This window comes from Paraburkholderia sp. SUR17, from assembly GCF_029536165.1.
GTDB classification, from domain to species: Bacteria; Pseudomonadota; Gammaproteobacteria; order Burkholderiales; family Burkholderiaceae; genus Paraburkholderia; species Paraburkholderia kururiensis.
Map to the genome: position 1 here is coordinate 905,668 of NZ_CP120509.1, position 16,431 is coordinate 922,098.

The following is a 16,431-nucleotide window of genomic DNA, read 5'->3' on the forward strand; positions in this document are numbered from 1 at the left end:
ACGGCTCGCGGTGTGTGCCTACACTGACGTCCATGCCATACGACATGGCTAACCTCTCAACTCAGGAGCACATCATGACCCGTCTCACCAGCATCCGCCCCGAAGCCGCCACCGGTGCCGCCGCCGAAGTGTTCGCGAAGATCAAGAAGGCCGTCGGCAAGGTGCCGAACGCTTACGCCACGGTCGGCACGCACAGCCCCGAGGCGCTTTCGGCTGTGCTCGCGTTCGACGCCGCGGTGGCCGCCAGCACGCTCGGCAAGTCCGATATCGAAGTCATCAAGCTCGTGGTGAGCGAGCACGTGGGCTGTGATTACTGTGTCGCTGCGCACACGCTGATGGGCAAGCTCGCGGGGCTCTCGGCCGAACAGATGAAGCAGGCGAGGTCGGGCGCGGCAACCGGCGACGCGAAGCGCGACGCGCTCGTCACGTACGTACGCACGCTCGTCGGCACGCGCGGTACGGTGCCGGCTGATGCGGTGGACGCGATTCGCGCCGCCGGCTACACGGAGCGCCAGGTCATCGAGATCAATCTCGCGATCGCGTCGATCACGTTCACGAATCTGGTTAACCGCGTGAATGACACGGACATCGATTTTCCGGCTGTCGCATAACGTTGCGTGACGTTGCATAAGGTCGGTGTGTCGGCACGCGAACGCCGATTGTATGGCTCGCCAAAACAGTGATTTCAGGCGCGGCCCGTTTAACGCGGCCCGCGCAACTCCTACACTGGCATCCAACAGCTTCAGACAAACAACGGTCTGCGGCTTATCCGATAAACAACTTTTGGAGGTTCATCATGAAATCGCTTATCAAGTCCGTGGTTATCGCGCTTGCCGTCGCTGCACCGGTGGCTTCGTTTGCGCAGTCGAATGCGCCCGTGACACGCGCTCAGCTGCGCGCCGAACTGGTGCAACTGGAAAAGGCCGGCTACAACCCGGTTTCGGACCGCGTCGACTATCCGGCGCGACTGCAGGCAGCGCAAGCGCGCGTGGCCGCGCAGAACGGTGACGCGCAGGCTTATGGCGGCACGGTAGCGGGTTCGTCGCAATCGGGCCAGCGCACCGACGTGCAAGTGTCGTCGTACTCGGCGCCCATCTTCGTGCGTCATTGATGGAATCAGCGCCGGCCGGATGAATGGGCTGGCGCGTGATTTGAGCGGTATTTGAAGGTTCTGGCTTTGAAGGCGCTAGCCCGCCACTCCCGTTAATGGGGAGTGGCGGGCTTGTTTCGTTTGGGGAGTTATTTGGCGGTCGTTTTGCAGGCGCGACGCGATTATCTCGCCAGACAAAACAGTGATTTCGGGCGCGGCCCGTTTAACTCGGGCGGCTCAACTCCTACACTGCTCTCTAACAGCTTCAGACAAACAGTGGTCTGGGGCTTGCCGGACAAACAAACTTAGGAGGTCCATCATGAAATCGCTCGTCAAGTCTGTGGTTATCGCCCTTGCTATCGCTGCGCCGGTGGCTTCGTTCGCGCAGTCGAATGCGCCTGTGACGCGTGCGCAGGTTCGCGCCGAACTGGTGCAACTGGAGAAGGCCGGCTACAACCCGTCCGGCGACCGTACCAATTACCCGTCGGAATTGCAGGCTGCGCAGGCACGTGTAGCCGCGCAAAACGGTGACGCGCAGGCCTATGGCGGCACGGTGGCGGGTTCGTCGCAATCGGGTCAGCCCGCTGAGCGGCAAGTGTCGTCGTACTCGGCGCCTATCTTCCTGCATCACTAAAAGCGCGCGCGGGGCGCGTCGATGCGCCCCGCGGCACGCATCAGTCGATGCCGTGAAAGATCGCGTCGTCCGGCCCGAGCCATGCGGGCCGTTTCCATGTGGCATCGCGCATCGAATGCTGGACGAGTTTCTCGACGCCAAGCAGCACTGCGAAGATCGCCATGCGCACCGGAATGCCGTTGTCCGTTTGCCGGAAGATGGCGAGACGCGAGTCGTGGTTGAGGTCGGTTGAGAGATCGTTGGCGCCCGGCCGGCTGTCGCGCGGCAGCGGGTGCATGATCAGCGTGTCCGGTCCGCACACGGCATCGACGAGCGCCTGGTTGATCTGGAATTCGGGCGTGTAGCCCTCGAACGATTCGTCCGCGAAGCGTTCTTTCTGGATGCGCGTGGCGTACACCACATCGGCGCCGCGCAGGCCTTCCGCGAGCGCGTGCGTCTGTTCCACCACATGATCGTTACGCGAGATCTGCTCGATGATGTAGCTGGGCATTTCGAGCGTGGGCGGCGAGATCAGCGTGAACTTGATGCCGCGATACAGCGCAAGCAGTTTCACGAGCGAATGTACCGTGCGGCCGTACTTGAGATCGCCTACGAGTGCGATGTGCGCACCGTCCACGATCTTGCCGAGGCGCGAGAATTCGCGCTGGATGGTGTAGAGGTCGAGCAGGGCCTGGCTCGGATGCTCGCCGGGACCGTCGCCGCCGTTGATGACGGGAATGTTGGTGGCGCGCGCGAATTCGGCCACGGAGCCTTGTTCAGGATGACGAATCACCATCGCGTCGACGTAGCCGCTCATCACGCGGCTCGTATCGTAGATGGATTCGCCTTTCGCCATCGACGAGAACGTGAAGCCCGTCGTGTCGCATACCGATCCCCCGAGCCGGCAGAACGCCGCGCCGAAGCTCACGCGCGTGCGCGTGCTGGCCTCGAAGAACAGATTGCCCAGCACGGCGCCTTCCAGCACGCGCGAGATTTTCCGGCGCTGGGCGATGGGTTGCATGATGTCGGCGACGCGAAAGAGCGCTTCTACGGCGTCGCGCGAGAACTGGTCGACGGAAAGCAGTTGGGGCTTGCCTTCGAACAGCATCTGGCTGGCAAGCGACTGTGAATCTACGCTTTGCGTATAGCCTTCGCCGGGCTCGGCATTGACCACGATCTCGGAAACGAAGCGCTCCACGATTTCGGGCATGCCGCGCGATTCCTGCGAATCGTCGGGCAGAAGCCATGTGTCAAGCGCCCGGCGGGACACGCCGATGCGGCTTGCGAAGGAGTCGCGGGTCATGTTCAGACGCCGCATGGCGTCGCGAAGGAAGGCTTGTTGGGGGACGCTCATGGTGGCACCGTGCGGTTGGTCGGCGAAAGGAATCTATACGCGGTGCGTATATTAGTTCGTCGCCTGTGGAAGTCAAGCGGATTTGGCCCGAGCTTGCGCCTGCGCACGGCTTTGTCTTTCCGCCGCGGGCGCCACCGCCGTCCAAAACCGGTTAAACTGCCGCCCATGCATTCCGCCGCCTTTTTCCAACATCGTGTGTTCCAGTCCGCCGGTCTCGCCGCGCGGGCCGCGGTGGCGTGCATGTTCGCCGGCTCGAAAGCCAAAAAACAGCTGCTCATCTGACCGGAGCTTGCTGTTCCGTCAGATGTGCGACGGAACAGTTGGCAACCCCCGGCCCCGCAATATCCCCCGCCGTTTCTGTAGTCCCCGGGTCTTCACCAGCCTCGCCGCGCACCGCTCTGCGGATCTTCCATACGGTCGCATTCGAGGTATGTCATGTCGATTTTTTCGGGTATCTGGATTCCTGTCGTCACGCCGTTCGCCCATGGGGCCGTGGATCACGAGGCACTTGCCGCGATGGTTCGCCGCCAGGCGCAGGCCGGGGTAGCGGGATTTGTCGCGCTGGGCACGACGGGCGAGCCGGCTGCGCTCGATGCAGCCGAGCAGGCCGCCGTGCTCGCCACGATCCTGCGTGCCGCAGGCCCACTGCCCGTGGTGGCCGGCGTGAGCGGCAATCAGGTGGCAAGCGTGCGCGAGCAGATTGCGATGCTCAACGAGAAGCCCATTGCGGGGCTGCTCATCAGCGCGCCGTACTACGTGCGGCCGTCGCAGGCCGGGCTCATCGGTTATTTCTCCACACTCGCCGAGGCGAGCGCGAAGCCGATCCTGCTCTACGACATTCCACAGCGCACGGGCGTGCGTATCGATCTGCCGACGCTGCTTACGCTCGCGGAACATCCGCGCATCGTAGGCGTGAAGGATTGCTCCGGGTCGCTCGAAACGACGCTGGCGCTGATTCTGGATGGCCGGCTCCAGGTGCTGTGCGGCGAGGACCTGAATCTGTTCGGCACGCTGTGCATGGGCGGTAGCGGCGGCATTACGGCGTCTGCGCACGTGCAGCCGGAGCGTTTCGTGGCGATGTATCGCGCGCTTGCCGAGGGGCGCCTCGACGAAGGACGCGCGCTGTGGCACGCGCTCGTGCCGCTCGTGCGCGCGCTCTTCGCAGAACCCAACCCGGCGCCCGTGAAGGCGGCGCTCGCCGCGCTCGGTGTCATGCGCAACGAACTGCGCGCGCCGATGACGCCGGTCAGCCCGGCGTTGCAGCGTCAGCTGGAGACGCTGCTGGCGGCGTAGTGTCGAGCGCGAAGCCCTCGTCGAGCCAGCCGGTGATGCCACCGATCATGACCTTCACCGGCCGGCCGAGTCGGGCGAGACGGATGGCGCCACGCGCGGCGCCGTTGCAATGCGGGCCGGCGCAGTAGGTGACGAAGAGCGTGTCCGAGGCGTAACCCGCGAGCTTCGACGCCACGATCTTGCCGTGCGGCAGATTGACTGCGCCGGGCACATGGCCGCGTGTGTAGAGAGCAGGGCTGCGCACGTCGAGCAACACGAAGTCGGGCGTGCCGGAAGCGAGCGCATCGTGGACGTCCCAGCAATCGGTCTCGAAACCCAGCGACGATTCGAAGTGCGCGAGGGCCGCGGCACTCGGGGCCGCGGGTACGGCGGTGACGGCGTTCGGTGCCGCGTCCGGCGTGGCATCGATTGCGTGGGCGGTGGTTTCGCTGCGCGAAAACTCGGGCGGCATGGCGGGGCTCCTCTTTGATCGGGATGGAGTCCACATGGTGCGATGGCGACGCCGCGCCGGTAAGTGGCGCAATCGACAATCTCCGGTAACATCGCGCCATGCCAGATCATCTCGTCGTCGCGCTGGTCTACGACCGGCTCTGCACCTTCGAATTCGGCTGCGTCACCGAGGTGTTCGCGCTCGAGCGCCCGGAACTCGGTGTGGACTGGTACCGCTTTGCGGTGTGTGCCGTGGAGCGTGGACCGATACGCGCGGCAGGCGGCATCACGCTCGCTGCGCCTCACACGTTGGCGTTGCTCGACCGTGCGCAAACCATCGTCGTGCCGGGTTGGCGCGATGCCGCCGAACTGCCGCCGCCCGCGTTGCTGAAGAAGCTATACGCCGCCTGGCGGCGCGGCGCGCGTCTGTGCTCGATCTGCTCGGGCGTGTTCGTGCTTGCGGCCGCCGGCGTGCTGGACGGCAAAACCGTCACGACGCACTGGCGCTACGCGCAGCAGTTACAGCAGCGCTACCCGCAGCTGCGTGTGAAACCCGACGCGCTGTATGTCGATGAAGGGGACGTGATGACGTCGGCCGGGTCGGCGGCCGGGCTCGACATGCTGCTGCATCTCGTGCGCCGCGATTACGGGCCGGCGGTGGCGAATCGCGTGGCGCAGCGCCTCGTCGTGCCGCCGCATCGCGACGGCGGGCAGGCGCAGTTCGTGCCGAGACCGATGCCGCCCGACAACGGCGGTCGTCTTGCGAAGCTGATGGACTGGATGCGCACGAACGCGGCGCAGACCCATACGCTCGCCTCGCTCGCGGAGCGAGCCGCGATGAGCCCGCGCACGCTGCAGCGCCAGTTTCGCGAGGCCACGGGCCAGGCGCCTGTGGAGTGGCTGATTCGCGAGCGAGTGGCGATTGCGCGCGAACTGCTCGAAGCGTCCGGCGAGATGCCGATCGCGCAGGTGGCGCAGCTCGCAGGCTTTGGTTCGGAGGAGTCGCTACGCCGTCACTTCAGGCGCATTGCGCTGACGAGTCCGGCGCAATATCGCAGAAAGTTCGGCGTTGGCGCGTCGGCTCGCCGTACGGCGGCGTGACGGGATTCAGGCAGCGACCACGTTCGCCACGTTACGCTTCGCCGTTCTGAAGAACCCGCCGCCCCGGGACATGGGATGCGACCACGCGCGCGATATCCAGCGCGCTGCTTTCGGCGGGCACGACCTGGCGCCTCGCGTCTTCGTCGTCAGGCAGTGTCCATTCGACAAGCCGGTACGAACGTCCGAACGGATGACGCTGCGGCGCCGATATCCTGCAGCTTTGCACGGGCTTGACTGCGGTATCGCGCTGCATGGTGTGAAGCAGTTGAAGCACCGCGCTCTCGTCCAGCACTGTTTTTCTGGTCATTGTGGTTTCTCCCCACGTGTCAGCGACCCTGGCACGCCCTGTGAGGCTGCAACAGCCCAAAAAAATGCCGCCGATGCTTTGGCGGCCGAACAGGGGATGGTCGTATGGTTGCAGCGAAGAATTAAACGAGCCTTAAAGCACGCGGTGAGGTTGTATCAGTTCATTTCGCGAGCGGATGCGCGGACAGCGCCGGACGGTGTGCGCAGGGTGCGTGATGGAGTCGCGCCGCATATCGGCGGAGCAGGCGGAGCAGGGCATACGAGCGAGGTGCGTGCAAAAACCTGCACGTTGTCAGTGAGTGCCGCTGACCAGGGGTGTGCCCGAGCATGCGACGCCGCTGGCGCAGCGTCGACTTCAAAAGCAGGGAAAAGGAGAAGCGGCGGGCTTACTTCGCGCCGCGCGTGTGGCTATGCCGTAGCGTTTCGCGAACCTTTTTCGCGACGAACAGCGGCACATAGTCGAGGATGCGGGCGTCGGCCCGGTAGTCGTCCCATGTTTCTTCGTACATTCTTGCCACCGTTTCTTCGGGCGTATTGGTTTCAGCTGCAATGGCGTGGACGACTTCCGCTTTGTTGGGCTGAGCCATGTTGCTCTCCGGGGGCGACAGGACGAGGGAAGAAAGACGCGCAGGTCTGATTAGAGAACACCGGATGGCCCGATGCAAATTGAATCGCACTATCGGTCCGGCGCCGGGTAAAAGAAGTAGACCGGGTTCCACTACACCCGTGCCGTGTATGCAAGATGCGCGCCGTGAATCCGGTATGGCCATGCGGCATGACGGCGCAGTGCGCTACCCATCTTTTTGCCATATTCGCTTCGTACGGCCGTGGTATATATGGCGACGTTCCCACATTCTGGTGGACGGCAACTGTCCGCTATATCAGTCACTCGCTTTTGACGGAGCGTGACGATGAAAACGCTAAAAATCGCCGGGTATTGCGCGCTCGGTGTCGTGGTGGTCGCATTACTCGTGAGCCTCAGCGCTATTCTGCGCGACAGCGTCATTAACCGGCAGATCCACATGCAAGGCCCGTCCGACAGCAGTGTGGTGGCACAGAGTACCGATACGCCGGCGTCCGCCGTTATCTCGTCCCGCTAATAGCCGCTGTTTTTTCTCTTTTCGCCATGCACGTCGCTATGCACGCGCGGCGGCCTTGCCGCGCAGCCGACATGGGCGCGTCATTCCTAATCTGACGATCTTTGACATTCGCCCTCGTGACGTTCCAATAGAATCGATTCGCAGGAGAAACTGGCCGTCATCGTAAGTGTTAAATCTCGCCGAAATTTTTTCGGTCGCGAAACCGATTGGCCGTTTCGATTATCGACTTTATTCCCGAACGTCAGTGCCTTGCGCTCGTGCGCCTGCTCGGCGCGGCCGGCTGAAAGAACGGCAAAAAGAAGGGCAAAACCCAATGCAAACGGATCAGACGCGATAGCGTCCGTTTGGTTTGCACGCGGCATGTGCGTCATCGTTGCGCGCCGTTTGCCGTCTTCAGTCGCGCCGCCGCGGCAGCGCCCGGATGTTTCGCCAACGCGACAGGGCCGCACCGGCTCGCATGGTTGTCGCGTTCACAGTGACGGAGTGCCGGGTGCACCGGGAACAAAGCCGCCATGTTGCAGCATTGCGGGGGGAGCATGAGGATAGCGATTCTGGCCGCGGACGTGACGCGCGCCGACTTTGCCGCTCAGGCGCTGTTGCGCGGCGGCCATACCTGCCGGGCATTTTTCGACGGCGTGTCGCTCGCGCACGCGCTCGAACAGCAAGCACTGGATCTCGTGGTAATCGACTGGGACATGTCCCGCATGCGCGGCGACATGCCGCTGGGCTGGGCGCGGCAACGCAGCCCGGCCAGAACGCCGGTGCTGTGCATTGTGCAGGCCGGGGGCGCAGCACCGCCTGGCGTAATCGGCGATGTCCCCGTGGACCGTTGCGTGATCGGGCCGCTGTCCGCATCGGCACTGCTCGGTGAGGTCGATGCCATGCTGGCCCGGGCGCTTGCCGAGCGCTCGGTCGCGCTTGCTACACACGGCGCGCACGGATACGCGGGCATGAACGGCCATGCGAATGGCTACAGGAACGGCCAGGCCATCGACCGGAAGATCGATCACAGAATTGACCAGAGTACGGGCAAGGCTGTGTTCGGCGACTTCGAATTCGATTTCGGCACACGCGCAGTGTTCGTGAAAGGGCGAGCCGTCACGCTGACCCAGAAAGAATTCAGCCTTGCCCTGCTGCTCTTTCAGTGCATCGACGCGTCGCTGTCGCGCGAGCAGATCTTCGAAGCGGTGTGGCCGTCCTCGGCTGGCGCGCCGTCGCGCACCATGGACACGCACATTTCCGTGGTGCGTACCAAGCTCGGGCTCAGGCCGGAAAACGGCTACCGGCTCTCGCCCATCTACGGCTACGGCTATCGTCTCGAGCAGCTGGTGAATCGCGATAAGGCATGACGCTTCACGGCGGCGCACCGCTACAGGTGCGCCGCGCACGGTCGATTCACGGTACGGCGTTTCAGACCGTCCGCAGCATCCCGCCATCCACGAAGTAGGTCGCGCCTACGCTGTAACTGGCCCGCGGCGAGCAGAGGAACACGATAAAGTCCGCGAGTTCCTCCGGCGTCGCGAAGCGCCTGATCGGCGCGTGCTCGTCGGCCACGCGCTGTAGATAGGCTTCCCAGTCTCCACCGTCCTGAGCGCTCAGCTGTTTCGCCGTCTTGATCCAGTCCGGCGTCAGCACGAGCCCGGGATTGATGGTATTCACGCGGATGTTGTCGCCGACGAGTTCGTTCGCGAGGTTCTTCGAGAACATCATGAGGGCGGCCTTCGTGACGTTATAGATGGGCTCGTAGCCGAGCGGCTGCACCGCACAGATCGACGCGTTGTGCAGGATCACGCCACCGCCGCGCGCTTTCATGCCCGGCGCGAGCCCGCGTGCGAGCCTGACCGCGGCCATCACGTGCAAGTCCCAATACGCCTGCCATTTCTCGTCGGGCGCGGCCATGATGGTCTCGTTGCTGCCCGTGCCCGCGTTGTTGAAGAGGATGTCCGCGCCGCCGAAGCTTTCGAGTGCGCCGCGCATGAGCGCCTCCACGCCCGCGGATGTGGCGACGTCGCAGGCCACCGGCACGGCCTTGACGCCGTGTTTCGCGGCGATCTCGCGTGCAGTGGACGCAAGGCGCGCCTCCTGCCGCGCGGCGAGTACGAGGTTCACCCCTTCGGCCGCCAGGCCTTCCGCCACCGCGAGTCCGATGCCCACGCTTGCGCCCGTCAGCACCGCCACCTTGCCGCGCAGTTTCAGGTCCATTGCTGTCTCCTTGTCATGAAAAGTTCACCGGATAAGGCCGGCCCGCCGCGTCGTCATTCTTCTGCAACGTCTGACGGCGATCAATTATTTCGGGAGCACGTCATACAGACTTCCTCGTGTCTCGTGCTTCGAGCCCGACTCCACCCGACTCCACGCTCCCGATCACCTTCTGACGTCGACAGGAATCCCATGAACACGCCTACTCCCGCGTCTGGATCCGCTTCCCGCTCACACCGCAAGGACCGCGCGCCGGCGCTGCCGTTCTTCTGGCCGATCGCCGCCGCGGCCGCCATGGTTCAAACCGGCATCCAACTGTCCGCGAAGAATCTGGCCTTTCTCGCCGAAGAGGAGAAGATCCACTTCGGTTTGCATCCGGCCCTCGCGACACCGAGCCGCCCGCTGCTCGATCTGCGCACCATGGTGCTGCGCGACTACTCCTCGACGCCGCACGCGAACCACAGCGCCGCGGCATCTCACGCTGCGTCGTCCGACACGGTTCTACCGACCATCGTGGACGCGCCCTACGCGGGCCACAGCGCGATGATCGCGGACTTCCAGCCCGGTCAGAGTCTCATGGAAACGCTGCGCAAGCATGGCCTCAAACGGCTTTATCTAACCGACTGGAAAACGGCAACGCTCGACATGAAGGATCTCGAGATCGACCAGTATCTCGCCGAACTGAACGTGTGCGTGGACGAGTTGGGCGGCCGCGTGAACCTGATCGGCCTGTGCCAGGGCGGCTGGATGGCGGCGATGTTCGCGGCGCGCTTTCCCCACAAGGTGGCGAGCCTCGTGCTGGCCGGCTCGCCCATCGATACCGACGCGGGCGACGGTCCCATCAAGCGGATGGCCCACACCTTGCCCCTGTCGTTCTACGAAGACCTGGTGCGCCTGGGCGACGGCCTGATGCGCGGGCGGTTCATGCTGCGGGGCTGGAAGAACATGCATCCGGACCAGCACTACATCACCGACCACGTCGACCTCTACGAGCACATCGACGACCCGGCGTATCTGAAGAAGGAAGAGGCGTTCGAAAGCTGGTACGAGAATCCCGTCGATCTGCCGGGGCGCTGGTATCTCCAGGCCATCGGCCAGATTTTCAAGGAGAACCGGTTCGCGAAGGGCGAGTTCGTGGCACTCGGCAAGCGCCTCGACCTGCGCACGGTGACGTGCCCGGTCTATCTGCTGGCGGGCGAATCCGACGACATCACCACGCGCGAGCAGGTCTTCGATGCGGACAAATACCTCGGCACGCCGCCCGCGGACATCGTGAAGAAGCTCGTGCCCGGCGGGCACATCGGGCTTTTCATGGGGTCGCGCACGCTGCGCGAAGCGTGGCCCGGCATTGCGGCCTGGGTCGCCAGTGCCTCGGCGCGATCTGCCTCAGCCTGACTGTTTCGCGGGCTGCTTCAATGTGGGAGCAGGCCACGTCAGCGTGACGGTCACGCTGCCGTGGCGAGGTATGTCGATGGTGCGGGCGCGTTCGACCCGGTCCGACGTGGCGATCAGCCGATAGTGGCCCGCAGGCAGCTTCGCGTACAGGAACGGACCGTCCGAGCGCGTGGTGAAGAGCGTCGAGCCGTCCGCGTTTTCCACGCGCACGGCAACGTCGGAGAGATACGTTCCGGCGGACGTCGCGAACGTGGCCCGCATGCTGTAGTCCGCGCGCACGGCGCGCATGGCGTCGACCTCGTCCTGACCTACGCCGCCCGAGACGTAGGCAATGCCATTCGCGTAGTGCACGTCGAGGCCAGGCGCCTGAGCCGCCACGGCCCCAGGCTCGCCGCTGTCCACCATCAGCCCCACCTTGCCGCAGTCCATACCGTAGCTGCGCATCGTCGCCTCGCCGTTCGGACCCACGCCAGATTTGCCGCCGTGCATGCCGCTGTCCGCGCCGCTCCGCGCGCCACCTTGCGCGCCGCGCATGCCGCGGCGCGTCGGCGAGGGTAACGCCACGCCTTTTTCCTTCGCGCGGGCCACCAGCGTGTCGCGCATGCGACGCGCGATGGCGAGGCGCTCGTCGAGCGTCGAGGCGTTGTGCATTTCATTGCAGTAATCGAGCCGCTCCTGGGGCGAAACCAGTTCGCGCGGTTCGACGACGGGCGGCTTGCCCGGCCCCTGGGCGATGCTGGCAGACGAAACGGCAAGGAGCGCGGCAACCAGCAGCGCGGCCTTGAACAAGGGACTTCGAACAACGGACATGGACATTTCCCCGGGCAACGGATGCGAACGCGAGTGCGTTCCATCGTGCCGCCGGGTGTTGCTGCGACGTTGATTTGGGTCAAGCGTGAGGCGTCGCGAAAGGGCCGTCCTCAAGAAGGGCGGATAAGCGCGCGTCTGTGCTCCACGCGCCAAAAAGGTGTGGAGGCCGGCTCAGCCCGGCCGATTCTGATCTCCCGGAAAGTTCGCGCAGCGCGAACTGATTTATCATCGCCGACTTGCGGGTCCCGAAAAGGGAATACTTGCGGTGAATTAGGCGCTCGCAAAATTTTTTATTGCGGCACTCGCAAAAAATGGCATATCCAGTTTGCATATATGCATCCGGCTTGCCGTTTCCGGTTTGGTCGCGCAGCCCCCTGTTGCGGTAGCGGCGCCAGCGGTGCCCCATCCGGGCGCAGCCTCGTCGGGCCCACCGAGCCGGACCCCGCAGCCGGATTCCTCGTCTCCGTTGCTTCATGGCGAGGGCGGCCAGGCGAGGGAGTCGCCTCAAGTAATCTAAAGAACTGCCGATAAACGGACACTGGCTGTCAGTCCAGGCTGGATCGGCCGGCTATGCGAGTGCATCGCCAGAGTGCACCGCGCGCATGCACCCCGGGCGGCGTCCGCGTTCTGAATGGATTGTGCGCATCGCTCTTTTTCGGTTTGCGGCTTTCCAGTCGTTACTCGGCGCCTAGACAAGAGATGAACAAAGCAATGTCATTCAGTGGATTCAGGCTGTACAGCGGACGTCGGAAAACGCCGGATCACGCGGCCTGGCGCGCCGTGGCACGCAGGTCGGTCCGGGAAGCCATGCGCTCGGTCGAGGAATATTCGATTTACGAACTCGACGCCCGCGGCCGCATCGCCACCTGGAACAGCGGCGCCGAGAGCCAGATGGGGTATCGCGCGAGCGAAGTCATGGGACGCCATTTCGGCCAGCTGTTTTGCGCCGAAGAGGGGCGGGTAAGCGAGGCCGAGCGCAGCCTCTCGAGCGCCACGGCCGAAGGCCGCTTCAGCGGCGAGCTATGGCTGCGCCGCAAGGACGGCACGCAGTTCTGGGCGCGCATGGTCGTGACGCGGCTTTCGCACAGCATGCGTCGCGCTGCCGGCTATCTCGTCATCACGCACGATCTCACCGATTTGCGGCGCCGCGAGGAAACGGTGCGGTTCACGCTGGATAGCGACGAGCAGGCCGTGATCCGCACCGACGCCCATCAGTGCGTGACCTTCATGAACACCGCCGCGGAGCGCACCACGGACTGGTCTTCGGAGCGCGCCATCGGCAAGCCGCTCAAGGAAGTGCTGCGCATCGTCGACCGGCACGGGCGCCCCTGCAATTTCGACCCGCGCCAGTGGAGTTCGCGCGGCGCGGCCGCGGAGCGGCGCGAATTCAACAGCATGCTGGTGAGCCGTCACGGCAAGAGCTACGACGTCGACGTGTCCGTGTTCGCGATGCCCGACACAACGGGGCGTCACGGCGAAGCACTCGTCGTGTACTCGGACCGCACGAAGCATCGGCGCTTTCATCGCGAACTCGTACGAGCCGAGATGCACGATCGGCTCACCGGCCTGCCGAATCGCGCCGCGTTCGAGGCACGGCTCGACCAGGCGCTGCATCAGCATGTGGACCATGGTCGTGTGCACACGCTCTGCATGATCGATCTGCACGGCTTCGGCATGATCAACGAAGCCGACGGCAGCCTTGCGGGCGATACGCTGTTGCGCCAGGTGTCGCGGCTGCTCGTCCACGAACTGCGCGATACCGATCAGCTCGCGCGCCTCGGAGCCGACGAGTTCGGCGTCTTGCTCTACGACTGCCGCCTGCATCAGGCGCAAAAGATCTGCGCACGGCTGCTGCAGGAAATTCGCGCGCTGGAATTCGCCTGGGGCGACCACGTCTACGATCTGGGCGCGAGCTTCGGGCTGACCGAATTCGCGGACCGCACACGTTCGGTCAGCGACCTGATGAGCGAGGCGGGCATCGCGCGTTCGTCTGCGAAGGCTGCGGGGCGCAACCTCATCTTCACCTACACGCCCGGCGTGGGCGACGCAGCGCGCCAGCATTCGGCGCTGCGCATCGCGTCGAGCATCAAGTCGGCGGTGAAGGCGAACCGCTTTCGGCTCTATGGGCAGGAGATTCGCGCCCTGCCGGCATCGGGCGATGCGCGGCCCCACGTCGAAGTGCTGGTGCGCATGGTGGACGAGGCGGGGCAACTGGTGATGCCGGGCGCCTTCATTCCGGCCGCCGAACGCAACAACCTGATGGTCGACATCGACCAGTGGGTAATCGGTGCGGTGATTCGCGACATCGGGCCCACGGTGGCGGATCTGCCTAACGTGATGCTCTCCATCAATCTGTCGGCGAATTCGCTGAGCGACCCGTCCATGGTTTCGTTCATGCAGGATCTGCTGGATGGGTCGGCGCTGCCGCCCGAGCGGCTCTGCTTCGAAGTGACGGAGACCGCCTTCGTCACCAATCTCAAGCAGGCGATGGAGTTGATCGAGTTCCTGCGCTCGCGGGGTTGCTCGGTCATGCTGGACGACTTCGGCGCGGGCGTAAGTTCGTTCGGATACCTGAAGCAGTTCCCGGTGGACTACATCAAGATCGACGGCCACTTCGTACGCGACATCGTGAACAGCAATGTGGACCGCGCGATCGTGGAGTCGATTCACGAGATCAGCGGCAAGCTCGGTGCGCGGACCATCGCGGAGTTCGTCGAGTCGCCGGCCATTCTGGGCGTGCTCAACGAGATCGGTATCGACTACGCGCAGGGCTACGCGATTGGACGGCCCATGCCGTTCGCCGATCTGCTGCAAACCCTGCGCGGCGGCCAGGCTTGAATGGCCGGAGTGGGGCGCGTGCCGCTCACTCGTCGTCGCCGTCTTCGATGGCTTTGCGCTCGCGTCGTTCTTCGTTGCCGCGCCTTGCGCGCAGCCGCTGACGCGAGAGCTGGACGATCACCTCGCCGGTGCTGGCGCCCGCAGGAATCTCGTTACGGATCACGTCGGGCACCATAGGCAGGCCCGAGCGCTGCCGCCGCAGCGCCTTTGCAATGGCCCTCCGGCACTCGTATCCGTGGCAGTCCCATTCGTCACGGATCTTTCCGCAGTAACGGCACTTGTTCATGACGAACAGTCTAACCGCATTCGCCCATGCCGCCGGGCGCGTGCGGGTACGGGCGTTGCTCGTCTTTGGGCATGGAGCCAGCACAACCCATATCCCCTTTCCACGCGAACCGGCGTCCCGGCTCGCTTTTCCGTTTCGCTTCGTGGGTGCAGTGGCGAGGCGCGCACGCCATCGCGGCGCATACGCGCGTACCGCCGCCCTCCGGTCCCGGCCGCAAGCCGCCGCCCGACCCGTTGCCTGAAATCGATCCGGATCGTATGCCGCCGCCCGGCGACGATGACGACGCGGATCTTCCGCCCGACCCGGACCGTTTGCCGGAGGTCGATCCGCCGTCGCGCGAGCCGCCCGTTGGTTTGTGCGGCGCGTGAAGCGGGAATGGAACGGAAATGAAGCGGAAATGAAGCGGGAACGAAGCGTAAAACAGACCGCCATCCGGCTCACCTGCTGATTTGCCGTTCCCTGCCGCTCAGGTGGTCGCGGGCCGCGGCTTGCCGGCCCAGCGTGCGGACGCGCCGGCTGTTTCGGGCGTCGTCGCGTAGCTCTGCTGGGCGAGCACTTCGATCGGATCGTAGCGCCTGCGCACGAGATAGATGGGGCGGTGCTTGGTCTCGAAGTACACGCGGCCCAGATACTCGCCGATTACGCCGATGCCGATGAGCTGAATGCCGCCGAGAAACAGGATGATGCTCGCAAGCGACGCATAGCCCGGCACCGCGTTGCCCTTGAACAGCGTGCGCACGACGATGAACGCGCCGTACAGCACCGCGAATGCCGCCACCGTGGAGCCCACGTAGGTCCACACGCGCAGCGGCAGCGTGCTGAAACTCGTGAAGCCTTCCAGCGCGAAATTCCACAGCTTCCATCCCGAAAACTTGGTGCGGCCCGCCACGCGCGCATCGCGCACGTACTCGACCACCGTGGAGCGAAATCCGACCCACGCGAAGAGCCCCTTCATGAAGCGCTGCCGCTCGGGCAGGAGCTTGAGCGCTTCCAGCACTTCACGCGTGAAGAGCCGGAAGTCGCCCACGTTTTCCGGTATGTGCTGCGGCGCGAGTGCGTTGTGCACGCGATAGAACATCGCCGCCGTCTTGCGCTTCGCGAAGGTGTCCGTATTGCGATCCACGCGTTGCGCGAGCACCACGTCATAGCCTTGCCGCCATTTTTCGACGAGCCGTGGAATCACTTCGGGCGGGTCTTGCAGATCGGCATCGAAGGGAACGATGACGTCGCCGTTCGACTCGTCGAGGCCTGCCGTCAGTGCGGACTCCTTGCCGAAATTGCGCGACAGCTCGACCAGCTTGACTTTGCCGTAGCGGCGCCGCACGGTCTGCAGTTTGGCGAGCGTGGCGTCGCGGCTGCCGTCGTCCACGCAGACAATCTCGTAGTCGAGTCCTTCGAGCGAGGCGAGCACGGGCACGACGCGCGCGAACAGATGGTCGACGGTATCTTCTTCGTTGTAAAAGGGCACCACCAACGAGAGGAGCATGGTTCTACCTGGAAGTTCGGGCTGCAGGTTCGGATGATCGGCGCGCATGGCGGGCACCGCGAATTGCGTATAACCGTGCGCCTCGTGCGCCGGGCCTTCGGTGCGAAAGCACACATACGCCCGGGTGGCGC

Annotated in this window: 19 protein-coding genes; 10 read left to right on the forward strand and 9 right to left on the reverse strand. The window is 64.4% G+C overall.

The window, feature by feature from the left end; genetic code table 11:
• Positions 1-74 precede the first annotated feature (74 nt).
• The 3 genes from P2869_RS21495 (at position 75) to P2869_RS21505 (ending at position 1,724) form a co-directional block, all read left to right on the forward strand.
• Positions 75-611 (forward strand): carboxymuconolactone decarboxylase family protein, encoded by a 537-nt coding sequence (locus P2869_RS21495; protein WP_017777482.1) that lies wholly within the window; start codon positions 75-77, stop codon positions 609-611.
• 185 nt (positions 612-796) lie between these two features.
• Entirely contained in the window at positions 797-1,111 is a 315-nt protein-coding gene (locus tag P2869_RS21500; protein ID WP_017777483.1) for a DUF4148 domain-containing protein, read from the forward strand.
• Positions 1,112-1,409: 298 nt separating this feature from the next.
• The gene (locus P2869_RS21505; RefSeq protein ID WP_126876431.1) at positions 1,410-1,724 is read left to right on the forward strand and encodes a DUF4148 domain-containing protein; all 315 of its coding nucleotides are present in this window, start codon (positions 1,410-1,412) and stop codon (positions 1,722-1,724) included.
• A 40-nt stretch (positions 1,725-1,764) separates the two neighbouring features.
• Here P2869_RS21505 and P2869_RS21510 read toward each other — a convergent pair whose 3' ends face one another.
• Positions 1,765-3,057: an aspartate carbamoyltransferase gene (locus P2869_RS21510; RefSeq protein ID WP_026121984.1), complete on the reverse strand. Its 1,293-nt coding sequence runs from the start codon at positions 3,055-3,057 to the stop codon at positions 1,765-1,767.
• A 435-nt stretch (positions 3,058-3,492) separates the two neighbouring features.
• Between P2869_RS21510 and dapA the strand changes: the two genes are divergently transcribed.
• Positions 3,493-4,350 carry a 4-hydroxy-tetrahydrodipicolinate synthase gene (gene dapA, locus P2869_RS21515; RefSeq protein WP_277599491.1) on the forward strand — a complete coding sequence of 286 codons (858 nt, stop codon included), beginning with the start codon at positions 3,493-3,495 and terminating at the stop codon, positions 4,348-4,350.
• On the opposite strand, the gene P2869_RS21520 is transcribed toward dapA, so the two are convergent.
• A complete protein-coding gene (locus P2869_RS21520; protein WP_277599492.1) occupies positions 4,304-4,801 on the reverse strand; it encodes a rhodanese-like domain-containing protein in 498 nt (165 codons plus the stop codon). The genes dapA and P2869_RS21520 overlap by 47 nt on opposite strands.
• A 98-nt stretch (positions 4,802-4,899) precedes the next feature.
• On the opposite strand from P2869_RS21520, the gene ftrA reads away from it, so the two are divergent.
• Positions 4,900-5,880: a transcriptional regulator FtrA gene (gene ftrA / locus P2869_RS21525; protein ID WP_277599493.1), complete on the forward strand. Its 981-nt coding sequence runs from the start codon at positions 4,900-4,902 to the stop codon at positions 5,878-5,880.
• A gap of 31 nt (positions 5,881-5,911) precedes the next feature.
• Here the strand turns inward: ftrA and P2869_RS21530 are convergent, their stop codons facing one another.
• Positions 5,912-6,133: a DUF2866 domain-containing protein gene (locus P2869_RS21530; protein ID WP_042301419.1), complete on the reverse strand. Its 222-nt coding sequence runs from the start codon at positions 6,131-6,133 to the stop codon at positions 5,912-5,914.
• Between the two features lie 439 nt (positions 6,134-6,572).
• Positions 6,573-6,773: a DUF3562 domain-containing protein gene (locus tag P2869_RS21535; protein WP_017777490.1), complete on the reverse strand. Its 201-nt coding sequence runs from the start codon at positions 6,771-6,773 to the stop codon at positions 6,573-6,575.
• Positions 6,774-7,097: 324 nt separating this feature from the next.
• On the opposite strand from P2869_RS21535, the gene P2869_RS21540 reads away from it, so the two are divergent.
• A complete protein-coding gene (locus P2869_RS21540; RefSeq protein WP_017777491.1) occupies positions 7,098-7,286 on the forward strand; it encodes a hypothetical protein in 189 nt (62 codons plus the stop codon).
• 86 nt (positions 7,287-7,372) lie between these two features.
• On the opposite strand, the gene P2869_RS21545 is transcribed toward P2869_RS21540, so the two are convergent.
• Positions 7,373-7,657, reverse strand: coding sequence for a hypothetical protein (locus P2869_RS21545; RefSeq protein ID WP_152495143.1), 285 nt, complete (start codon positions 7,655-7,657; stop codon positions 7,373-7,375).
• Positions 7,658-7,822: 165 nt separating this feature from the next.
• On the opposite strand from P2869_RS21545, the gene P2869_RS21550 reads away from it, so the two are divergent.
• A complete protein-coding gene (locus P2869_RS21550; protein WP_277599494.1) occupies positions 7,823-8,635 on the forward strand; it encodes a response regulator transcription factor in 813 nt (270 codons plus the stop codon).
• Between the two features lie 61 nt (positions 8,636-8,696).
• On the opposite strand, the gene P2869_RS21555 is transcribed toward P2869_RS21550, so the two are convergent.
• Positions 8,697-9,488 (reverse strand): SDR family oxidoreductase, encoded by a 792-nt coding sequence (locus P2869_RS21555; protein ID WP_277599495.1) that lies wholly within the window; start codon positions 9,486-9,488, stop codon positions 8,697-8,699.
• Between the two features lie 291 nt (positions 9,489-9,779).
• Here P2869_RS21555 and P2869_RS21560 point away from each other — a divergent pair, with 291 nt between their 5' ends.
• Entirely contained in the window at positions 9,780-10,880 is a 1,101-nt protein-coding gene (locus tag P2869_RS21560) for an alpha/beta fold hydrolase (RefSeq protein WP_233411480.1), read from the forward strand.
• Here P2869_RS21560 and P2869_RS21565 read toward each other — a convergent pair.
• Complete coding sequence (locus P2869_RS21565; RefSeq protein WP_277599496.1) at positions 10,872-11,690, reverse strand: hypothetical protein; 819 nt, start codon at positions 11,688-11,690, stop codon at positions 10,872-10,874. The two genes, P2869_RS21560 and P2869_RS21565, sit on opposite strands and share 9 nt — an antisense overlap.
• 807 nt (positions 11,691-12,497) lie before the next feature.
• On the opposite strand from P2869_RS21565, the gene P2869_RS21570 reads away from it, so the two are divergent.
• Positions 12,498-14,528: an EAL domain-containing protein gene (locus P2869_RS21570; protein WP_017777496.1), complete on the forward strand. Its 2,031-nt coding sequence runs from the start codon at positions 12,498-12,500 to the stop codon at positions 14,526-14,528.
• Between the two features lie 25 nt (positions 14,529-14,553).
• On the opposite strand, the gene P2869_RS21575 is transcribed toward P2869_RS21570, so the two are convergent.
• Complete coding sequence (locus P2869_RS21575) at positions 14,554-14,814, reverse strand: hypothetical protein (RefSeq protein ID WP_026121988.1); 261 nt, start codon at positions 14,812-14,814, stop codon at positions 14,554-14,556.
• Between the two features lie 71 nt (positions 14,815-14,885).
• Here P2869_RS21575 and P2869_RS21580 point away from each other — a divergent pair, with 71 nt between their 5' ends.
• On the forward strand, positions 14,886-15,182 hold the full coding sequence (locus tag P2869_RS21580; RefSeq protein ID WP_277599497.1) for a hypothetical protein: 297 nt from the start codon (positions 14,886-14,888) through the stop codon (positions 15,180-15,182).
• Positions 15,183-15,280: 98 nt separating this feature from the next.
• On the opposite strand, the gene P2869_RS21585 is transcribed toward P2869_RS21580, so the two are convergent.
• The gene (locus tag P2869_RS21585; protein ID WP_277599498.1) at positions 15,281-16,300 is read right to left on the reverse strand and encodes a glycosyltransferase family 2 protein; all 1,020 of its coding nucleotides are present in this window, start codon (positions 16,298-16,300) and stop codon (positions 15,281-15,283) included.
• Positions 16,301-16,431 lie beyond the last annotated feature (131 nt).